Origin of the sequence: Streptomyces sp. NPDC052109, from assembly GCF_040680195.1 — a bacterium.
In the GTDB taxonomy this organism is placed as follows: Bacteria; Actinomycetota; Actinomycetes; order Streptomycetales; family Streptomycetaceae; genus Streptomyces.
This window is the reverse complement of sequence record NZ_JBFAWF010000012.1, coordinates 223,927-241,736: the sequence shown is the minus strand read 5'-3', so window position 1 is coordinate 241,736 and position 17,810 is coordinate 223,927. Positions and strand designations below refer to the sequence as shown.

At 72.5% G+C, this 17,810-nt stretch carries 20 protein-coding genes and 2 pseudogenes; 14 read left to right on the top strand and 8 right to left on the bottom strand.

Going from position 1 to position 17,810, the window contains the following annotated elements; all coding sequences use genetic code 11:
- Window positions 1-3: 3 nt before the first annotated feature.
- Window positions 4-915, bottom strand: coding sequence for a DMT family transporter (locus tag AB0L59_RS24695; protein WP_365587369.1), 912 nt, complete (start codon window positions 913-915; stop codon window positions 4-6).
- Between AB0L59_RS24695 and AB0L59_RS24690 the strand changes: the two genes are divergently transcribed.
- A complete protein-coding gene (locus AB0L59_RS24690; RefSeq protein ID WP_365587367.1) occupies window positions 914-2,371 on the top strand; it encodes a PLP-dependent aminotransferase family protein in 1,458 nt (485 codons plus the stop codon). The two genes, AB0L59_RS24695 and AB0L59_RS24690, sit on opposite strands and share 2 nt — an antisense overlap.
- Here AB0L59_RS24690 and AB0L59_RS24685 read toward each other — a convergent pair.
- Window positions 2,298-2,546: a DUF6461 domain-containing protein gene (locus tag AB0L59_RS24685; RefSeq protein ID WP_365587430.1), complete on the bottom strand. Its 249-nt coding sequence runs from the start codon at window positions 2,544-2,546 to the stop codon at window positions 2,298-2,300. The genes AB0L59_RS24690 and AB0L59_RS24685 overlap by 74 nt on opposite strands.
- 119 nt (window positions 2,547-2,665) lie before the next feature.
- On the opposite strand from AB0L59_RS24685, the gene AB0L59_RS24680 reads away from it, so the two are divergent.
- Window positions 2,666-3,103, top strand: a complete 438-nt coding sequence (locus AB0L59_RS24680; RefSeq protein ID WP_365587364.1) for a GNAT family N-acetyltransferase — start codon at window positions 2,666-2,668, stop codon at window positions 3,101-3,103.
- A gap of 73 nt (window positions 3,104-3,176) precedes the next feature.
- Window positions 3,177-3,770: a histidine phosphatase family protein gene (locus AB0L59_RS24675; protein WP_365587362.1), complete on the top strand. Its 594-nt coding sequence runs from the start codon at window positions 3,177-3,179 to the stop codon at window positions 3,768-3,770.
- Here the strand turns inward: AB0L59_RS24675 and AB0L59_RS24670 are convergent.
- Window positions 3,752-4,204, bottom strand: coding sequence for a DUF6314 family protein (locus AB0L59_RS24670; RefSeq protein ID WP_365587359.1), 453 nt, complete (start codon window positions 4,202-4,204; stop codon window positions 3,752-3,754). The genes AB0L59_RS24675 and AB0L59_RS24670 overlap by 19 nt on opposite strands.
- Between AB0L59_RS24670 and AB0L59_RS24665 the strand changes: the two genes are divergently transcribed.
- The 11 genes and pseudogenes from AB0L59_RS24665 to AB0L59_RS24615 all read left to right on the top strand — a co-directional run bounded on the left by AB0L59_RS24665 (window position 4,094) and on the right by AB0L59_RS24615 (window position 12,189).
- Window positions 4,094-4,600: a CGNR zinc finger domain-containing protein gene (locus tag AB0L59_RS24665; RefSeq protein WP_365587355.1), complete on the top strand. Its 507-nt coding sequence runs from the start codon at window positions 4,094-4,096 to the stop codon at window positions 4,598-4,600. The two genes, AB0L59_RS24670 and AB0L59_RS24665, sit on opposite strands and share 111 nt — an antisense overlap.
- A 172-nt stretch (window positions 4,601-4,772) precedes the next feature.
- Window positions 4,773-5,030 (top strand): annotated as a pseudogene (locus tag AB0L59_RS24660) (hypothetical protein); the annotation flags it as partial.
- Between the two features lie 2 nt (window positions 5,031-5,032).
- Window positions 5,033-5,464 (top strand): annotated as a pseudogene (locus tag AB0L59_RS24655) (glycosyltransferase); the annotation flags it as partial.
- The gene (locus AB0L59_RS24650; protein ID WP_365587352.1) at window positions 5,461-5,832 is read left to right on the top strand and encodes a GtrA family protein; all 372 of its coding nucleotides are present in this window, start codon (window positions 5,461-5,463) and stop codon (window positions 5,830-5,832) included. The pseudogene AB0L59_RS24655 and the gene AB0L59_RS24650, both read left to right, overlap by 4 nt.
- Before the next feature lie 56 nt (window positions 5,833-5,888).
- On the top strand, window positions 5,889-6,917 hold the full coding sequence (argC, locus tag AB0L59_RS24645; protein ID WP_365587349.1) for an N-acetyl-gamma-glutamyl-phosphate reductase: 1,029 nt from the start codon (window positions 5,889-5,891) through the stop codon (window positions 6,915-6,917).
- Entirely contained in the window at window positions 6,914-8,092 is a 1,179-nt protein-coding gene (gene argJ, locus AB0L59_RS24640) for a bifunctional glutamate N-acetyltransferase/amino-acid acetyltransferase ArgJ (RefSeq protein ID WP_365587346.1), read from the top strand. The genes argC and argJ overlap by 4 nt, the downstream gene beginning before the upstream one ends.
- On the top strand, window positions 8,089-8,991 hold the full coding sequence (gene argB / locus AB0L59_RS24635; RefSeq protein ID WP_365587343.1) for an acetylglutamate kinase: 903 nt from the start codon (window positions 8,089-8,091) through the stop codon (window positions 8,989-8,991). The genes argJ and argB overlap by 4 nt, the downstream gene beginning before the upstream one ends.
- A complete protein-coding gene (locus tag AB0L59_RS24630; RefSeq protein WP_365587340.1) occupies window positions 8,988-10,193 on the top strand; it encodes an acetylornithine transaminase in 1,206 nt (401 codons plus the stop codon). Before argB ends, AB0L59_RS24630 begins: the two co-directional genes overlap by 4 nt.
- Window positions 10,194-10,200: 7 nt before the next feature.
- Entirely contained in the window at window positions 10,201-10,746 is a 546-nt protein-coding gene (locus AB0L59_RS24625; RefSeq protein WP_365587337.1) for an arginine repressor, read from the top strand.
- Window positions 10,747-10,856: 110 nt separating this feature from the next.
- On the top strand, window positions 10,857-11,444 hold the full coding sequence (locus AB0L59_RS24620; RefSeq protein ID WP_365587334.1) for a sigma-70 family RNA polymerase sigma factor: 588 nt from the start codon (window positions 10,857-10,859) through the stop codon (window positions 11,442-11,444).
- Complete coding sequence (locus AB0L59_RS24615) at window positions 11,434-12,189, top strand: hypothetical protein (RefSeq protein WP_365587331.1); 756 nt, start codon at window positions 11,434-11,436, stop codon at window positions 12,187-12,189. Before AB0L59_RS24620 ends, AB0L59_RS24615 begins: the two co-directional genes overlap by 11 nt.
- Window positions 12,190-12,692: 503 nt before the next feature.
- On the opposite strand, the gene AB0L59_RS24610 is transcribed toward AB0L59_RS24615, so the two are convergent.
- Genes AB0L59_RS24610 through AB0L59_RS24590 form a run of 5 tightly spaced genes read right to left on the bottom strand, consistent with a single transcriptional unit; the run spans window position 12,693 to window position 17,646 of the window.
- Window positions 12,693-13,433, bottom strand: coding sequence for an FAD:protein FMN transferase (locus AB0L59_RS24610; RefSeq protein ID WP_365587330.1), 741 nt, complete (start codon window positions 13,431-13,433; stop codon window positions 12,693-12,695).
- 55 nt (window positions 13,434-13,488) lie between these two features.
- Window positions 13,489-14,283: an FMN-binding protein gene (locus tag AB0L59_RS24605; RefSeq protein ID WP_365587327.1), complete on the bottom strand. Its 795-nt coding sequence runs from the start codon at window positions 14,281-14,283 to the stop codon at window positions 13,489-13,491.
- 27 nt (window positions 14,284-14,310) lie between these two features.
- On the bottom strand, window positions 14,311-15,693 hold the full coding sequence (locus tag AB0L59_RS24600) for a ferredoxin reductase family protein (protein ID WP_365587325.1): 1,383 nt from the start codon (window positions 15,691-15,693) through the stop codon (window positions 14,311-14,313).
- A gap of 59 nt (window positions 15,694-15,752) precedes the next feature.
- A complete protein-coding gene (locus tag AB0L59_RS24595) occupies window positions 15,753-16,265 on the bottom strand; it encodes an FMN-binding protein (RefSeq protein ID WP_365587322.1) in 513 nt (170 codons plus the stop codon).
- Window positions 16,266-16,293: 28 nt separating this feature from the next.
- A complete protein-coding gene (locus tag AB0L59_RS24590) occupies window positions 16,294-17,646 on the bottom strand; it encodes a ferredoxin reductase family protein (protein WP_365587319.1) in 1,353 nt (450 codons plus the stop codon).
- Between the last annotated feature and the right edge of the window lie 164 nt (window positions 17,647-17,810).

The following is a 17,810-nucleotide window of genomic DNA, read 5'->3' as shown; positions in this document are numbered from 1 at the left end:
TGATCACGACCGCTGGGTGACGGCGATGCACACGAGCACGGCGACGGCGGTCACCGGAGCGGCCGCTGTGAAGTGCTCGCCCAGCAGCAGCGCCGACCACACCAGTGTGAGCAGCGGCTGAGCCAACTGCAACTGGCTGGCCCGGGGGATGCCGATCGCCGCCATCCCCCGGTACCAGACCACCAGACCGAGGAACTGCGAGCCCAGCGCCACCCACAGCACACCGGCGGCGCCGTGCCAGGTGAGGTGAGCGGGCTGGTGCGTCAGGGCCACCGCGGCTGCGGGCACGCTCAGCGGCAGGCACAGCACCAGAGCCCAGCCGATGACCTGCCAGCCCGGCATCACCCGGGCCAGCCGGCCGCCCTCGGTGTAGCCGGCCGCGCACACCAGCAGGGCGGCGAAGAGATAGCCGTCGGCGACCGTGAGCGCGCCGCCGCTCTGGGTGAGGGTGAAGGCGACCACGGCAGCGGCGCCCGCCAGCGCGGCCAGCCAGAACCGGCGCGAGGGACGGCTGCCGGTGCGCAGCGCCGAGAACACGGCGGTGGTCAGCGGCAGCAGCCCCACCACGACGGCGGCGTGTGCGGTCGTGGAGGTCTCCAGCGCGAGCGTGGTCAGCATCGGGAAGCCGAGCACGACTCCGGCGGCGACGACCGCGAGACCCGGCAGATGGCGGCGATCCGGCAGCGGTACGCGCAGGGCCAGCAGACAGCCACCCGCGACGAGCGCGGCGAGGACGCTGCGCACGGCCACCAGCGACCAGGGTCCGAAGCTCTCCAGGCCCCAGGCGGTGGCGGGGAAGGTGAGGGAGAAGGAAGCGACACCGAGGGCGGCGAGGCCGGTGCCCAGGCCCCGGTGTTCCCGGGGAGCGGTGACCGCTATCGAACTCGGAACAGTAGCGCTACTCTGTGTTCTCATGCATCAGCGTAGCAGCGTCCGTGAACTGGCAGAACAGCTGAGGCAAGACCTCGACCGCTACTCACCGGGTGGAAAGCTCCCGTCCAGCCGCGCGCTGGTCGAGCGCTTCCACGTGAGTCCGGTGACCGTCTCGCGGGCCCTCGCCCAGCTGGCCGCCGAGGGGCTGGTGGTCACCCGGCCGGGAGCCGGCGCCTTCCGGGCTCGGCCGTGCGCCACGGGGGCACCGGCCGGGGACACCTCCTGGCAGGAGGTCGCGCTGAGCGCCGAGGGCGCCGCCGAGCTCGCACCGCGCACGGTCGACGCCTCCGGGGTCACCGTCTCGCTGGCCGCCCCACCGCCCGGCGTGCTGGAGTTCAACGGCGGCTATCCGCATCCCTCCCTGCAGCCCGAGCGGGCCATAGCGGCGGCCCTCGCCCGTGCCGGGCGGCGGCCGGGTGCCTGGGGGCGGCCGCCGCTGGAGGGGCTGCCGGAGCTGCGGGAGTGGTTCGCGCGCGGGATCGGCGGCGCCGTCACGGCGGCCGAGGTGCTGATCGCGGCCGGCGGTCAGTCCGCCCTGGCCACCGCCCTGCGCGCGCTCGCCCCGCCCGGCGCCCCGGTCCTCGTCGAGTCGCCGACCTACCCCGGCATGCTGGCCCTCGCCCGCGCCGCCGGACTGCGCCCGGTCCCGGTCCCCGTCGACCCCGACGGCGTGCGCCCCGAACTGCTCGCCGACGCCTTCCGGGCCAGCGGCGCCCGGGTGTTCGTCTGCCAGCCCCTGTTCCAGAACCCGACCGGCGCCGTGCTGGCCCCCGGCCGGCGCGCGGAGGTGCTGCGCATCGCCCGCGAGGCCGGCGCCTTCGTCATCGAGGACGACTTCGTACGGCGCCTGGTGCACGCCGACGCGGGCCCGCTGCCCCGCCCGCTCGCCGCCGACGACCCGGACGGCGTGGTCGTGCACGTCGGCTCGCTGACCAAGGCGACCTCGCCGAGCTTCCGGGTGAGTGCCCTGGCCGCGCGCGGCCCGGTGCTGGAACGCCTGCGCGCCATCCAGGTCGTGGACAGCTTCTTCGTCCCCCGGCCGCTGCAGGAGGCGGCCCTTGAACTGGTCGGCTCCCCGGCCTGGCCCCGCCATCTGCGGGCGCTGTCGGCCCAGCTGAAGTCCCGCCGCGACGCCATGACGGCCGCGCTCGCCACACACCTGCCCGAACTCGCCCTGCCCCACATCCCGTCCGGCGGCTACCACCTCTGGCTGCGCCTCCCCGACGGCACCGACGAGACGGCCCTCACCGCGGCAGCCCTCCGCGCGGGTGTCGCCCTCACCCCCGGCCGCCCCTACTTCAGCGCCGAGCCCCCCGCCGCCCACCTCCGCCTCAGCTTCGCCGCGGTCGCCGGAAGCGGGGAGATCACGGAGGGGGTACGGCGGCTGCGGGCGGCCTGTGACGAGGTGTTCCAGGGGGCGTCAGCCGCGCGCGGCTGAACCCCGCGACTCGAACGGCTCGGGCGCCGTCCGTACCCCGGTGATCACTCGTGCGTCCCTTCAGGGCGAAGCCGGCCCTGCGCGTCTCGGCGAGCAGGGCGTCCGGGTCGCTGCCGTCCCGCTGGGCCGGGAGACGCGGCTCGAAGCGCAGGCGCCCGACGCCGTCGTCGACCAGAGACAGCGGTCCACCGCGTCGCCCAGCCGTCGTACCCCGGCCCGGTCGGCGGCGGCCGTGCTCCCGTCCCCTGCGAAAAGCATGCCAGGTGCCACTGACGACTCTGCGATGATCGGCCGATGAGCGACACGCCCGAACTCCCCGACGGCTACGAGTTCTCCGCCGACACCGCCCGCGTCGACGTCGACCGCGTCCATGCCTGGCTGTCGACCGACGCCTACTGGGCGATGGGCCGGCCGCGCGAGAAGCACGAGCGCGCGATGGCGTCCTCGATCAACTTCGGGGTGTACGAGACGGCCTCGGGAGAACAGGTGGCGTACGCGCGCGTGGTCACCGACCAGGCGCTGTTCGCCTGGCTCGCCGATGTGTACGTGGACCCCTCGGTGCGCGGGAAGGGCGTCGGTACGGCCTTCGTGGGCCGCATCCGTGACCATCTGGAGCCGTACGGTCTGCGCCGCTTCCTGCTCGCGACGCACGACGCGCACGGCGTGTACGAGAAGCTGGGCTTCCGCCCGCTGGACCGCCCGGACCAGTGGATGCTGCACCGCTTCCAGTAAGCGGTTGCTCACCCCGGGTAGCTCACAAGCGGCAGCTCTTGACCTGCGCACACGGTGGGCACACCATCACCGCATGCCACTGAGGGTGACGTTCGTCGCCGCCGCGCGCAGCGCCCCGCTGCTCGCCGAGCGCTTCGAGGACGACCGGCCGCTGGACCAGGCCGGCTGGGACGAGGTGCAGCGTGCCGCCGGGGGCCTGCTGCCGCTGGCGGCCGCCGAACTGCGGTACTGCTCGCCGACCCCGCGCAGCCGGGCCACCGGCGACGCGCTGGGGTACGCCCCGCTCGTCCAGCCGGCGCTGCGGGACTGCGACATGGGCCGCTGGCGCGGGATGACCCTGGGGGAGGCGATGGCCCGCGAACCGGAGGCGGTGGACACCTGGCTCGCCGACCCGCGAGCCACCCCGCACGGCGGCGAGTCCCTGCTGGCCTTCATCACCCGGGTCGGTGGCTGGCTGGACACCCGGCCGGCGGAGGACGGCGGCCGGATCGTCGCCGTCGCCGAGCCCGCCGTGATCCGTGCGGCCCTGGTCTACGCGCTGAAGGCGCCGCCCGCGACCTACTGGAACATCGACGTGCGCCCGTTGTCCATGTCCGCCGTCACCGGCCGCGCGGGCCGCTGGAACCTCCGCCTCGACGGTGGCACGGCTCAGCCCTCGCGCGCATAGTCGGTGGTCATCAGCAGATCCTTCGCCGGACCGCCGGCCCGCCACACCGTGCGCCAGTGGTCGGCGTCCCGGACGGTGAACTCGCCCCGGTAGAGGTCGGCCGCGCACGGGTGGGCGGCGACGTGGTGCCCCGTGCTGAGGTCCAGCTCGTGGAAGGGCCGCCCGTCCGCGAACCGCACGTCCGCCGTGCCCGGTGTGGGCCCCGGCAGAAACCGCAGCGTCCGCGTGGCGGGCCGGGCCACGCCCTGCCAGGTGAAGGTGCCGGACTCCTCGTGCAGCAGGCCTCCGGCCGTGAGCGCGGTGAAGACGGTCACCCCTGAGAAGTGGCCCTCGTCTCCGCTCGCCAGGTCCCTCACGGTGCGCTCGACCCGCCAGCGGCCTGCCAGGTGGGCCAGCACGTCGGCCACCGGCCAGTACCTCGGCTGCACATCCATGCGTCGAGCTTACGGGTCACCCTCGCCGCCCCATTGACGTCCCGCACCGGCCCGGTCAGCCGCCGAAATACTTCTGCGCCGCCCGCCCGCCCTCCACCAGCGCGTCCACCTCGGCCGGGCGCAGTGGTGGCCGACGCGGACGGCCATGCCCCGCTCACCCTCGACACCGCCCTGGCCGCCGCGCCCGTCACCCCCGGCTCGCCTGGACCGCCGACGGCCCGCGGCGCGCCGGCCTCCCCGACGCCGGGAATCCGGCCTCGGCCGCCGCGCCGCCCAGGGCTGCGTCCGCTTGTTCCCGCGCCCCGCCACGGAGCCCGCCGCTGGTGCACCACCAGGTGCGGCAACCGGGTCCGGGCCGCCCGTGCCCGCGCGGCCCGCAAGGCCGGTTCACCTTAGAAACATCTCCCGGAAATGAGAGGTTTCCGGGTCGCCATCAAATTCATACGGCGTTTCCCGTATTCGGAGGATGTCGCATCACTTCTGAGTGCGCACACAACCATCCGGAAACACGAACCGTCTACGTCGGCGAAAAAAAGACGGGCACACCTTTGTGGGGGATCGCCGGAAAATGCAACAGGGTGCGACACCGATTTCCCCGCCGAGGCGCGCCGCCGCGCTGCTCGCCGCGGCCGTCGCGATCACCGCGTGCTGCGCCGGGGACGTCCTCGCGCGCAGCCACCCCTTCGGCCCGCCCACCCGCAGCGTCAACGACCTCGGCAACCAGTACGTGCCCTTCCACGCCCACCTGTGGGACCTGCTGCACGGCCGGGCCGACGGCGGCCTCCTCGTCAACTGGCAGTCGGGCTACGGCTCCAGCTTCCTGCCCACGTCGAACTCGTCGACGGCGTGGGCGACTTCCGGCTGCTGTCGCGCCGCGTGGTGGACGCCGTGTACGAGAACGCCGCACGCGAGGCAGGCAGCAGCTCCTGGAACCTGCGCGGACTGCTCAACTACGGCATCGACGGGCTGCTGTCCTTCAACAACCGCCCGCTGCGCGCCGCCCTCTGGCTCGGCGTGGGACTGCTGCTGTGCGCGGGTCTCTACACGGCCTGGATCGTCGGCGCCGCACTCGTCCACGGGGTCCAGACGCCCGGCTATGTGACCATCATCACCGCCGTAACGGCCCTGGCGGGCGTGCAGATGGTCATGCTGGGAGTGATCGGGGAGTACACCGGCCGCATCTACTACGAGGTGAAGGGTCGCCCGCACTTCCTGGTGAAGGCGACCGACGTGGAACGCACGAAAGACCTCATTCCTTGAAACGACAGATCGTCACCTTTGCCGCGGTCGGTGTGATCAACACGGCTGCCTATTACTGTCTCTACCTCTTGTTCCTCACCTGGCTGCCCTATCTGGCGGCGCATATTCTGGCCTTCGCGCTCAGTATGGTCGGCTCCTTCTTCCTGAATGCGCGGTTCACCTACCGGATCCGTCCCACCTGGCGTAAATTCCTGCTGTTCCCGCTGACCAACGTCACCAATTTCGTGATCACCACGGCCGGCGTGTACCTGATCGTCGACGTCCTGCACGCCGGCAGCCGTCTCGCGCCGCTGCTGGCTTCGGCGGCGGCGATCCCGGTCACCTTCGTCGTGTCCCGCTGGGTGATGCTGCCGAAGCCGAGCGCATAGTCGTTGCATAAAACTGCGATGCTACGTATAGTCATGCCATCACGAGGAGGATGGACATGGCGGTACGTGCGGCGGTGGCCGGAGCGAGCGGATACGCGGGCGGAGAGGTCCTGCGCCTGCTCCTCGCGCACCCCGAGGTCGAGATCGGTGCCCTGACCGCGAACTCCAACGCGGGCCAGCGCCTGGGCGCGCTCCAGCCGCACCTGCTGCCGCTGGCCGACCGAGTGCTGGCGGAGACCACGGCCGACGCGCTCGCCGGGCACGACGTGGTCTTCCTCGCGCTGCCGCACGGGCAGTCCGCCGCCGTCGCCGAGCAGCTCGGGCCCGACGTCCTCGTGGTCGACATGGGCGCCGACTTCCGGCTGAAGGACCCGGCCGACTGGGAGCGTTTCTACGGCTCCGGGCACGCCGGCACCTGGCCCTACGGCCTCCCCGAACTTCCGGGCGCCCGCGCCGCGCTGGAGGGGTCCAAGCGCATCGCGGTGCCCGGTTGCTACCCCACGGCCGTCACCCTCGCCCTGTTCCCGGCCTACGCCGCCGGACTCGCCGAGCCGGAGGCGGTGATCGTCGCCGCGTCCGGCACCTCCGGCGCGGGCAAGGCGCCCAAGCCGCACCTGCTGGGCAGCGAGGTCATGGGCTCCATGTCGCCGTACGGCGTCGGCGGCGGCCACCGGCACACGCCCGAGATGATCCAGAACCTCAGCGGGGTGGCGGGGGAGCGGGTCGCCGTGTCCTTCACACCGACCCTGGCGCCGATGCCCCGCGGGATCCTCGCCACCGGCAGCGCGTCCGCCGTCGCGGGCGTCACGGCGGACTCCGTCCGCGCCGCGTACGAGAAGGCCTACGCCGACGAGCCCTTCGTCCATCTGCTCCCCGAGGGTCAGTGGCCCGCCACGGCGGCCGTCTACGGTTCCAACGCCGTTCAGGTGCAGGTCGCGTACGACGAGGCCGTGGGCCGCATCATCGCGATCAGCGCCATCGACAACCTGACCAAGGGCACCGCCGGCGGTGCCGTCCAGAGCATGAACATCGCCCTGGGTCTCGACGAGAGCACCGGGCTTTCCACGATCGGAGTCGCACCGTGAGTGTCACGGCAGCCAAGGGATTCACGGCGGCGGGCATCGCCGCCGGGATCAAGGAGAACGGCAACCCCGACCTGGCCCTCGTGGTCAACAACGGGCCCCGCCGTGCCGCCGCGGGCGTCTTCACCTCCAACCGTGTGAAGGCCGCGCCGGTGCTGTGGTCCGAGCAGGTCCTCAAGGGCGGTGAGCTGACGGCCGTCGTGCTGAACTCCGGCGGGGCCAACGCCTGCACGGGCCCCAAGGGTTTCCAGGACACCCACGCCACCGCCGAGAAGGTCGCCGAGTCGCTCAACACCGCCGGGCACGACGAGACCGGCGGCCACGCCCCGGGCCACGTCGCCGTCTGCTCCACCGGCCTGATCGGCGTCCTGCTGCCGATGGACAAGCTGCTGCCCGGCGTCGACAAGGCGGTCGCCCAGCTCAGCCCGCACGGCGGCGAGAAGGCCGCCATCGCCATCAAGACCACCGACACCGTCCACAAGACCTCGGTCGTCACCAAGGACGGCTGGACCGTCGGCGGCATGGCCAAGGGCGCCGGCATGCTCGCCCCGGGCCTCGCCACCATGCTGGTCGTCCTCACCACCGACGCCGACCTCGACAGCGAGACCCTGGACCGGGTTCTGCGCGCCGCCACCAGGGTCACCTTCGACCGCGTCGACTCCGACGGCTGCATGTCCACCAACGACACCGTGCTGCTGCTCGCCTCCGGCGCCTCCGGCATCGCCCCGGACCACGACGAGTTCGCCGAGGCCGTGACGCAGGTCTGCGACGACCTCGGCCGGCAGCTCATCGGCGACGCCGAGGGCGCAGGCAAGGACATCAAGGTCGAGGTGATCAACGCGGCGAGCGAGGAGGACGCCGTCGAGGTGGGCCGCTCCATCGCCCGCAACAACCTCCTCAAGTGCGCCATCCACGGCGAGGACCCCAACTGGGGCCGGGTACTCTCCGCGATCGGCACCACCAGGGCCGTCTTCGAGCCGGACCAGCTCAATGTCGCCATCAACGGCGTGTGGGTGTGCAAGAACGGTTCCGTGGGCGAGGACCGGGAGCTGGTCGACATGCGCTACCGCGAGGTGCACATCGTCGCCGACCTCGCCGCCGGCTCCGAGACCGCGACGATCTGGACCAACGACCTCACCGCCGACTACGTCCACGAGAACAGCGCCTACTCCTCATGACCACGACGCGGAAACACACGGCACTGCCCAAGGCCCAGATCCTCATCGAGGCGCTGCCCTGGCTGACCCGGCACCACGGCAGGATCGTCGTCATCAAGTTCGGCGGCAACGCCATGGTGAACGAGGAGCTCAAGGCCGCCTTCGCCCAGGACGTGGTCTTCCTCCGGCACGCCGGCCTCAAGCCGGTCGTCGTGCACGGCGGCGGCCCGCAGATCAGCGCCGCCCTCGACCGGCACGGCATCGTCAGCGAGTTCAAGGCCGGCCTGCGCGTCACCACCGAGGACGCCATGGACGTCGTACGGATGGTGCTCGCCGGGCAGGTGCAGCGCGAGCTGGTCGGCCTGCTCAACCAGCACGGGCCGCTCGCCGTCGGCCTGACCGGCGAGGACGCGCACACCATCACCGCCACCAGGCACCAGCCCGAGATCGACGGCGAACTGGTCGACATCGGGCGGGTCGGCGAGATCACCGCGATCGACACGGGCGCGATCGAGGCGCTGCTCGCCGACGGCCGTATCCCGGTCGTCTCCTCCATCGCCCGCAGTCAGGACGACGGTCATGTCTACAACGTCAATGCTGATACGGCGGCTGCGGCACTCGCTGCTGCTCTGGGCGCCGAAACCCTCATGGTCCTCACCGACGTCGAGGGCCTCTACGAGGACTGGCCGAACTCCGACGAGGTGATCAGCCGCCTCACCGCTTCCCAACTGGAGAAGCTGCTGCCGGAGTTGAGCTCCGGGATGGTGCCGAAGATGGAGGGCTGCCTGCACGCCGTGCGCAACGGCGTGACGACCGCCCGCGTCATCGACGGCCGGGTCCAGCACTCGATCCTGCTGGAGATCTTCACCGACGAAGGCATCGGCACCATGGTCGTGCCCGACGAACTGGGGGAGTCATGAGCAACCAGGAGCTGACCGGGCGCTGGCAGGGCGCGCTGATGAACAACTACGGCACCCCGCGCCTGCCCCTCGTGCGCGGCGAGGGCGTGAAGGTGTGGGACGCCGAGGGCCGGGAGTACCACGACTTCGTCGGCGGCATCGCCACCAACGCCCTCGGCCACGCCCACCCGGCGATCGTCGAGGCCGTCAGCCGGCAGATCGCGCAGCTCGGCCACATCTCCAACTTCTTCATGGCCGAGCCCACCGTCGCCCTCGCCGAACGGCTGCTGCAGCTCTTCGGCCGGGAGGGCCGGGTCTTCTTCTGCAACTCCGGCGCCGAGGCCAACGAGGCCGCCTTCAAGATCGGCCGGCTCACCGGGCGCACCCACGTCGTCGCCACCGACGGCGGCTTCCACGGCCGGACCATGGGCGCCCTCGCGCTCACCGGCCAGCCCGCCAAGCAGGACCCCTTCCGCCCGCTGCCCGGCGACGTCACCCACGTGCCCTTCGGCGACGCGCAGGCGCTGGCCGCCGCGGTCACCGAGGAGACGGCCCTGGTGATCATCGAGCCGGTGCAGGGCGAGAACGGTGTCGTCGTGCCCCCGGCCGGCTATCTGAAGGCAGCCCGCGCGATCACCGCCGCCACCGGCGCCCTGCTGGTCCTGGACGAGGTGCAGACCGGCATCGGCCGCACCGGGACGTGGTTCGCGTACCAGGCCCACGAGGGCGTGCTCCCCGATGTCGTCACCCTCGCCAAGCAGCTGGGCGGCGGACTGCCGCTCGGCGCCACCGTGGCCTTCGGCCGCGCCGCCGAACTGCTCCAGCCCGGCCAGCACGGCACCACCTTCGGCGGCAACCCCGTCGCCTGCGCCGCCGGACTCGCCGTTCTCGACACCATCGCGAACGAAAGTCTGCTCGAGAACGTCAAGCGGCAGAGCGAGAGGCTCCGCGAGGGAATCGAGGCCCTCGGCCACCCGCTGATCGATTATGTACGGGGCGCCGGCCTGCTCCTGGGTATCGTGCTCACCGGGCCGCACGCAGTGCGGGTGCAGCAGGCGGCCCAGGAGGCCGGTTTCCTGGTGAACGCGCCCGCCCCCGACGTCGTACGGCTCATGCCGCCGCTGAACCTCCACGACGACGAGGTGGGTGCCTTCCTCGGGGCACTGCCCGGCATCCTCGACGCAGCGAACCCAGTGGATGGGGACGGACGATCCGGAGAATAGGACGACGATGAGCCAGGCGCAGGACCACGAGCAGGCGGCGGGTGCCGGACCGGCCGTGCCGCAGACCCGTACCGCGCGGCACCGCCGGATCGTGGACATCCTCAACCGGCAGCCGGTGCGGTCGCAGAGCCAGCTGGCGAAGCTGCTCGCCGACGACGGGCTGAGCGTCACCCAGGCGACGCTCTCCCGGGACCTCGACGAGCTGAACGCGGTGAAGATCCGCAACACCGACGGCGAGCTGATCTACGCGGTACCGAGCGAGGGTGGTTTCCGCACGCCCCGCGCACCGCTCGGGGAGTCGGCGAAGGAGGAGCGCATGCGGCGCCTCTCCCAGGAACTGCTGATCTCCGCGGAGGCCTCGGCGAACCTCGTGGTCCTGCGCACCCCTCCCGGTGCCGCGCAGTTCCTCGCCTCGGCGATCGACCAGGCGGAGCTGCACGACATCCTGGGCACGATCGCCGGTGACGACACTCTGCTGCTGATCAGCCGGGGGCCGACCGGCGGCCAGGCACTCGCGGACCACCTGCTGCGGCTGGCCCAGAACGGGCACTGAGCCCGCATGCGGCGCGCCACCCGGCGGCGGAGAATGGCCGTGTGATCTTCCGCGGCGGGCGGGCAGGTGGGCGGGCAATCCCCTGGCGGCCGTCGGCCGTACACAGGGGTGTGTCGGGTCTCCGGTTCCCCGTGGACCGCCTGCCGGACGAGGCCCTGCTGGCCGGGCTGGCCACCGGTGATCCGGAGCTCGCGGCGGTCTTCGTACGGAGGTTCCAGCACCGGGTCTTCGGGGTCGCCATGGCCGTCACCGGGGACGAGCAACTCGCCGAGGACGTCGCCCAGTCGACGTTCGAGCGGGCATGGCGGCACGCCCAGATCTACGACTCGCGCCGCGGTTCGGTCGCCACCTGGCTGACGACCATCGCGCACAACCTCGCCGTCGACGCCGTCCGGGCGCGGCGGACCGAGCCGATGGCACCGGAGGACCTCGACGCCGTGATCGGCGTCGTCACCGAGACCCCCGAGCAGTGGGCGCTGGCCGACGAGACCTCCTCCCAGCTGCGGGCCGCCGTGGCGCGGCTGCCCCGGGAACAGGCCAGGGCCCTGGTGATGGCCGGGATCTACGGGATGACGGCGCAGCAGATCGCCGACGCGGAGGAGATCCCGCTGGGCACCGCCAAGACCCGGATCAGGGCCGCCATGGCGAAACTGCGCACCACACTCGCGTCTCCGAAGCGAGGCGACCATGTCCAGTGACGCGTACTGCGACAGGCTCCGGGAGATCGCCGCCGAGCTGGCGCTGGGCGTGCTGCCCGGCCGGGAGCGCGCCGCGGCGGTCACCCATCTGGACCGGTGCGCGGACTGCCGGGAGTACGTCCGCCAACTCACCCTGGTCGGCGACCGCCTGATCGGCCTGCTGCCGGACCGCGAGCCACCGCCCGGGTTCGGGACCCGGGTGGCACGCACGCTGGCCGAGCGGGCTCCGGCACCGGAGAGCGCCGCGGGCGCCTCCGGCCGGGTGTCCCGGAGCCTGCGCGGGCGTGCCCGGCGTGCCCGGCTGCGGTTCGCGGCCGTCGCCACCGCCCTCACCGTCGCCGTCGGGTTCGCCGGCTGGGGGATCGGCACCGCCGTCGAGGAGATCGTCGCCTCCGCGCCCGCCGCCGAGCCCATGCTCGTCGGGGACATGATCTCGACGGTGAGCGGCGGCGGCACCGTCGGCGAGGTCTACGCCCACCCCGGAACCCCCGGCTGGATCTTCGTCTCCGTCGGTCTCACCGGCCCGCACGCCTCGTACACCGGCAAGGTGACCTGCCTCCTGGAGCACTCCGACGGCACGACCGTGCGCGTCGGCGACTTCTCCCTGACCGCCGGTCGCGGCGAGTGGGGCGTGGCCGCTCCGGGCGACCTGTCGACCCTGTCCGGGGCGCGCCTGACGGCACCCGACGGCACCGTCCTCGCCACGGCCCACCTGGAGATGGGGCACGTAGTGGAGCCGTCGTAGGAGACAGGGCCGGCCCGCGTCAGAGGTGCCGCGGCAGGGTCGCGTCCAGGGCTGCGCCCAGTTCGGCGACCGTGGGCCGCGCCGCCGGGTCGAGCCGCGGTCAGGCGTCCACGGCGGCGGCGAGCGCGGACGGCAGCCGGTGCCGGGACGCGATCGGCGGTGCGGTCTCCTCCGTCTGCCGACACCAGCGTCCGTCAGCGGCGGCCGTGAGCGGACCGCCCCGCGCCCGGTCCGGAGCGAGACAGCAGCACGTGCCCACCCCGGCCGGCGTCGGCCCAGGCGGCCGCGAGACGCCCAGGTCAGGCACCTTGGCATGAACGCGCTCCACGACCACGCCGGACGGTTCGAGGTCCACAAGCGGCAGCCCACGGCCGGCGCGGCAGCCGCTCCACGAGACGGGACAGGGTCTCCCCGTCAGCGTCTCCAGGACGACCAGCGGCTCGGCGGGACCCGACGGTCTCGCGCCCCCGGACCAGGTGCGTATGGCCGAACTCCCGCAGCCGTCAGCCCAGCCGCGCCGCAAGCCCCCCGGTGCACCGCACCTCGTCCCCCGCCGTGATCAGCAGCCCCTCCACGTCCGGCAGCGACTCCAGCCAGGCCAGCCCGGCCCTGGAGCCCATCGCGAACGCCGCCGTCGCCCAGCAGTCCGCCCACGTCAGCCGAGGAGCGACCACCGTCACGGCCACCAGGTCGGTCACCGCCGACTTCCCGGTTCGCGGATCCACGATGTGGGCGCCCCGCTCGGCCGTACCCGAGGTCGCCACCGACAGCTCGGCCGCACCCGCCGCCGAGATCACCGCCGCGAGACCTCCCGGCCGGAGCGGATCGGCCACCCCCACCCGCCACGGCCGCTGCGGCTCCGGCGTGCCGAGCAACTGCACGTCCCCGCCCCCGTTGACGCTCACTCCCCGCACCCCGGACACCTCCGCCAGCAGCCGCGCCGCCCGCTCGGCGGCCCAGCCCTTGACGAGGCCGGTGGGATCCAGCGAGCCCCGGTAGCGAGTGCTGAACCAGCCCTCGCTCACCCGTTCCGCCTCGGCCGCGAGGTCCAGCACCTCGGCCACCTCGGGCGCGCAGTCCGCCGCGGTCAGCTCACCCCGGGCCAGCCGCGAGACGTCGCTGTCCTCGCGGTAGGTGCTGAACACCGCATCCGCCCGGTGCAGACCGGCGATCGCCCCGGCCAGTGCCTCGCGCACCGCACCGGGATCCCCGCCGCGGACGTCGAAGGAGAAGACGGTCCCCATGACCTCCTCCGCATGACGCACCGCGGCGGGAGTCTCAGCCGACTCGGTCACCGTGTCAGCCACCGGCCTGGTCCAGTGCCGACTGGAGGGACTGCTTGTAGCCGGTACTGGTGTAGGTGGCCCCGGAGACGGAGTCGATGTTCGCGTTGCCGGCCGTGACGGCCTCCTGGTTGAGCCTGGGTACGGCCAACGCCGTCTTCTGGTCGCTGAGCCCACCCTTGGGTGCCTGGACGGCCTCCGCCTTTGCGATCTTTCCACCGCTGACCGTGATCCGCACCTGGACGGGTCCGTACTGGGTCTGCGCGACCTTCCCGACGACCGTCCGGGCCTGCGCCGCGCCCGAGGAGCCGGAAGCCCCCGAGGAGCCGGAGGATCCCGTCCCCGAGGAACCGGCCGCCTTCATCTTGTCCAGCGCCGACTGCAGCGACTTCCGGTAACCGCCGCTCGTGTACGTCGCCCCGGACACCGCGTCGATCTGCGCGCTCTGCGCCGCGACGGCCTCCTGGTTGAGCCTGGGTACGGCCAACGCCGTCTTCTGGTCGCTCAGTCCGCCCTTCGGCGCCTGCACCGCCTCGGACTTGGTGATCTTCCCGCCCGCGACGGTCAGCCGTACCTGCACGGTCCCGTACTGCGTCTGCACCGCGTCACCGGTCACCGTGCCGCCGGCCGCACCCGCCGCCTGTGCGCCGCCCTGCGGTGACTGCTGCGCCGCCGTCGCCTGCGGGGCCGCGCCCGCCGCCGACGCCGCGGCCGGACCGGACGCCGGCTTCAGCGACAGCAGCAGGACGACACCGGACACGGTCGCGGCGGTGGCCAGCACGACCCGTCGAATGGGATGGCTCTTCCTCATCTGTCCGTATCTCTCCGTAGCTGCCGCTCACATCTCGAACGACTCGTGATGGATGCGGCGGGCGGGGACCCCCGCGCCGCGCAGTGCCTCGTACACCGACTGCGCGAACCCGGCCGGGCCGCACATGAAGACGTCGTGCCGGTCGATGTCCGGGATCTTCCGCTGGAGGTTCTCCGCGGAGATGTCCGGGCGTTCCCCCTCGGGGCTGTTCACCGCGTACATCAGCCGGGCGCCCCGCTCGTCGGCGATCTTCGCCAGCTCGTCCCAGAGCGCCAGGTCCTGGGTGCTGTTGGCCCGGTAGAGCAGGGTGATGTCCCCGGCCGCGCCGGGCAGCGTCTCGAACAGCGCCCGCATGGGCGTGATGCCCACTCCGCCGGCGACCAGCAGAACCTTGCCCCGGCTGCGGCGCTGTGCGGTCATCGCCCCGTACGGGCCCTCCGCCCACACCCGGGTGCCGGGCGTCAGCTCGCGCAGCCGGGCGCTGTGGTCGCCGATCGCCTTCACCGTGATCCGCAGCATGTCCGGGCGGGGCGCCGCCGACAGCGAGTACGGGTGCGAGCTGAACCGCATCCCCGGCGCGAGGAACCGCCAGCGGAAGAACTGGCCCGCCTCCGCGCCCATCCGGTGCAGCCGCCGCCCGCCGATCAGCACCGACACGATGCCCGGCGTCTCCTCGATGACGGCCTCCACGCGCATCCGGTGCCGGAGGTTCAGCCGGATCGGGGTGAGGATCCGGTACCAGACCACGAGCGCGGTGACCGCGCCGTACAGGCCGTACCAGAAGGTCTTGGCGACCGGCTCGACCGCGAAGTCGTTGCCGGTGGTGATCTGGTGCCAGAAGGTCAGGAACACCGCCGCGTACGTCGTCAGATGGACGTGGTACCAGGTGTCGTACGGCATCCGGCGGCGGACCGCACCGATCGAGGTCAGCCCGATCAGCACGAACAGGCCCGTGCCGACGGCCGCCTTGCCCAGGTCGGGCAGTTGGTTGATGGAGTCGATGGTCTGCTGCACGATGTCGCCGAGCGACTTGCCCGCCTGCAGCGCGTACCCCCACATGGTGAGGAAGACGTGCGCCACGATCAGGCAGAGCGTGTACCGGCCGCTCATCGCGTGCCAGCGGGCCACCCGGTCCGAACCGACCCGCCGTTCCAGGGCCGGCACGCGCGCCATCTGGAGGACGACCAGCGCCATGAGATAGCCGGCCAGCAGACCGGTGATCCGGCCCGCGTTGAGGATCCTGCCGTTGTCGTCGGCGATGGACGGGGTGTTGTGCCACCAGAGCCACAGCACCGCCACCGCGCCCGCCCAGACGGCGAGCAGCAGCGGTACGGCCGGGCTGCGGCGCGGGCGGATGCGGCGCATCGTCTGTCGGCGGGCGGCACGTCCGCCTGCGAGCGTGGTGGTCACGGTTCCTCCGTGGGGACTTGACCCTTGGCCCACAGATACGCGCCGCGTGCGCCGAGTGTTCAGAGCCCCGCGGAGTCCAGCGCGGACTGGAGGGACTGCTGGTAGCCGGTGCTGGTGTAGGTCGCGCCGGACACCATGTCGATCTGGGCGCTCTGCGCGGCCAGCGCCTCGCGCCGCAGCTGTGGGAGCGCGTAGCTGTTGATCTCCTGGTCGCGCGGGTTGTCCTGCGGGTACTGCACCGCCGTCACGTCCGTGAGCTTGCCGCTCTTGATCGTCACCCGCACCTGGACCGGGCCCCAGCGGGTCTGAACGGTGGCGCCGGTGACGGTCTTGCTGACGCTCTTCGTGCCCGGGGCGGAGCCGCCGCCCGACGAGCCGCTCGATCCACCCGATGCGCTCGACCCACCCGACGGAGCCGAACTGCTCGACACGGAGGGCGACTTGGTGTCGGCCGTGGCCAACGTGGGAGCGGTGTGCGGCTTCAGCGACAGCAGCAGCACCATCCCGGAGACCGTGGCGGCGCTGGCCAGCACGATGCGACGCAGGGGACGGTTCTTCTTCAGGGCATGCACGTGATCTGCCTCACAGCTCTCGCAGTTCTCACAGTTCGAACGACTCGTGGTGGATGCGGCGGTCCGGCACCCCGGCGGCCCGCAGGGCCTCGTACACGTCCTGTGCGAAGGCGTGCGGCCCGCAGATGTAGACGTCGTGGCCGGCGAGGCCCGGGAAGGTCGCGCGCAGCGACTCCGCGGTGATCGGCGGGCGCTCGCCCCGGGGGCCGTTCAGCGCGTACCGCACCTGCGCGCCGCGCCAGCGGGCGATCGCCTCCAGCTCCCGGCCGAGGGCCAGGTCCTCGGCGCTGCGCGCCCGGTACAGCAGGGTGACCTCGCCGGGCAGCGTCTCGAACAGCGCGCGCAGCGGGGTGATGCCGACGCCGGCCGCGATCAGCAGCGCGTGGTGGCTGGTGGCCCGGTCGGCGGTCATGGAGCCGTACGGCCCCTCCGCCCACACCCGGGTGCCGGGACGCAGCCGGGCGACGGCCGCGCTGTGGTCGCCGAGCGCCTTGACCGTGATGCGCATCAGGTCCGGGCGCGGCGGTGCCGACAGGGAGTACGGCGTCGACGTCCAGCGCAGACCCTCGCCGAGGAAGCGCCAGCGGAAGAACTGGCCCGGCCGCGCGCCCAGCTCGTCCAGGTGCCGCCCGCGTACGACGACGGAGTACACACCGGGCGCCTCCAGGTGCACCGCGTCCACACGCAGCTGGTGGCGCCGGTTGAGGCGGACCGGGTGGAGGATCCGGAACCACACCACCAGCGCCGCGACGCCCAGGTACAGCGCGTACCAGACGGCGGTCGCGACCGGTTTGCCGTTGAACTCGTTCCCCAGCGTCAGCTGGTGGAAGAAGGCCAGGAAGACGGCCGCGTACGTCAGCAGGTGCACGTAGTACCAGAACTCGTGGCTGGTGCGGCGGCGCACCGCCCGGGCCGAGGTGATGCCGACCGCGAAGAGGATCACCGTCCCGGCGGTGGCCTTGAGCATGTCCGGATAGTCCAGGACCACGGTCACCGTCTCGTGCCAGAGCGAGGCCCGGTCCTGGGCGGCGTACCCGGCGAGGATCAGCACGATGTGCGCCACCAGCAGGCACACCGTGTACCGGCCCGCCATCGCGTGCCAGCGGGCCACCCGGTCCGAGCCGATCCGCCGCTCCAGCAGCGGCACCCGCGCCATCATGCCGACCAGTACCGCGCAGGCGTACCCGCACAGCAGTCCGGCGATCCGCCCGGCACCGGTCAGCCAGTCGGCCGTACCGACCACCGACCCGGTGTCCGCCCACCACAGTGCGACCACGGCAGCCGCCCCGGCCCACAGCAGGGCCAGCACGGGCGCTGCGGGGGAGCGCCGTGTGGTCACGGTCACGGGCGGGGCCGCCCGCCGTGCATCCACGGTGGTCATCAGTCGCTGTCCCTTCGTCAGTCGTGCCACGCCACTGTGCGCGGCGAAGCTCTGAGACACCTCTGAGCGACCCCGTGACCAGGCACTTTGAGAGCAGACTCAAAGGAAGTTCTCAGACGGGGTTCAACGGACGGGCGAGTCGCTCAGAGAAAACTCAGAGCGGA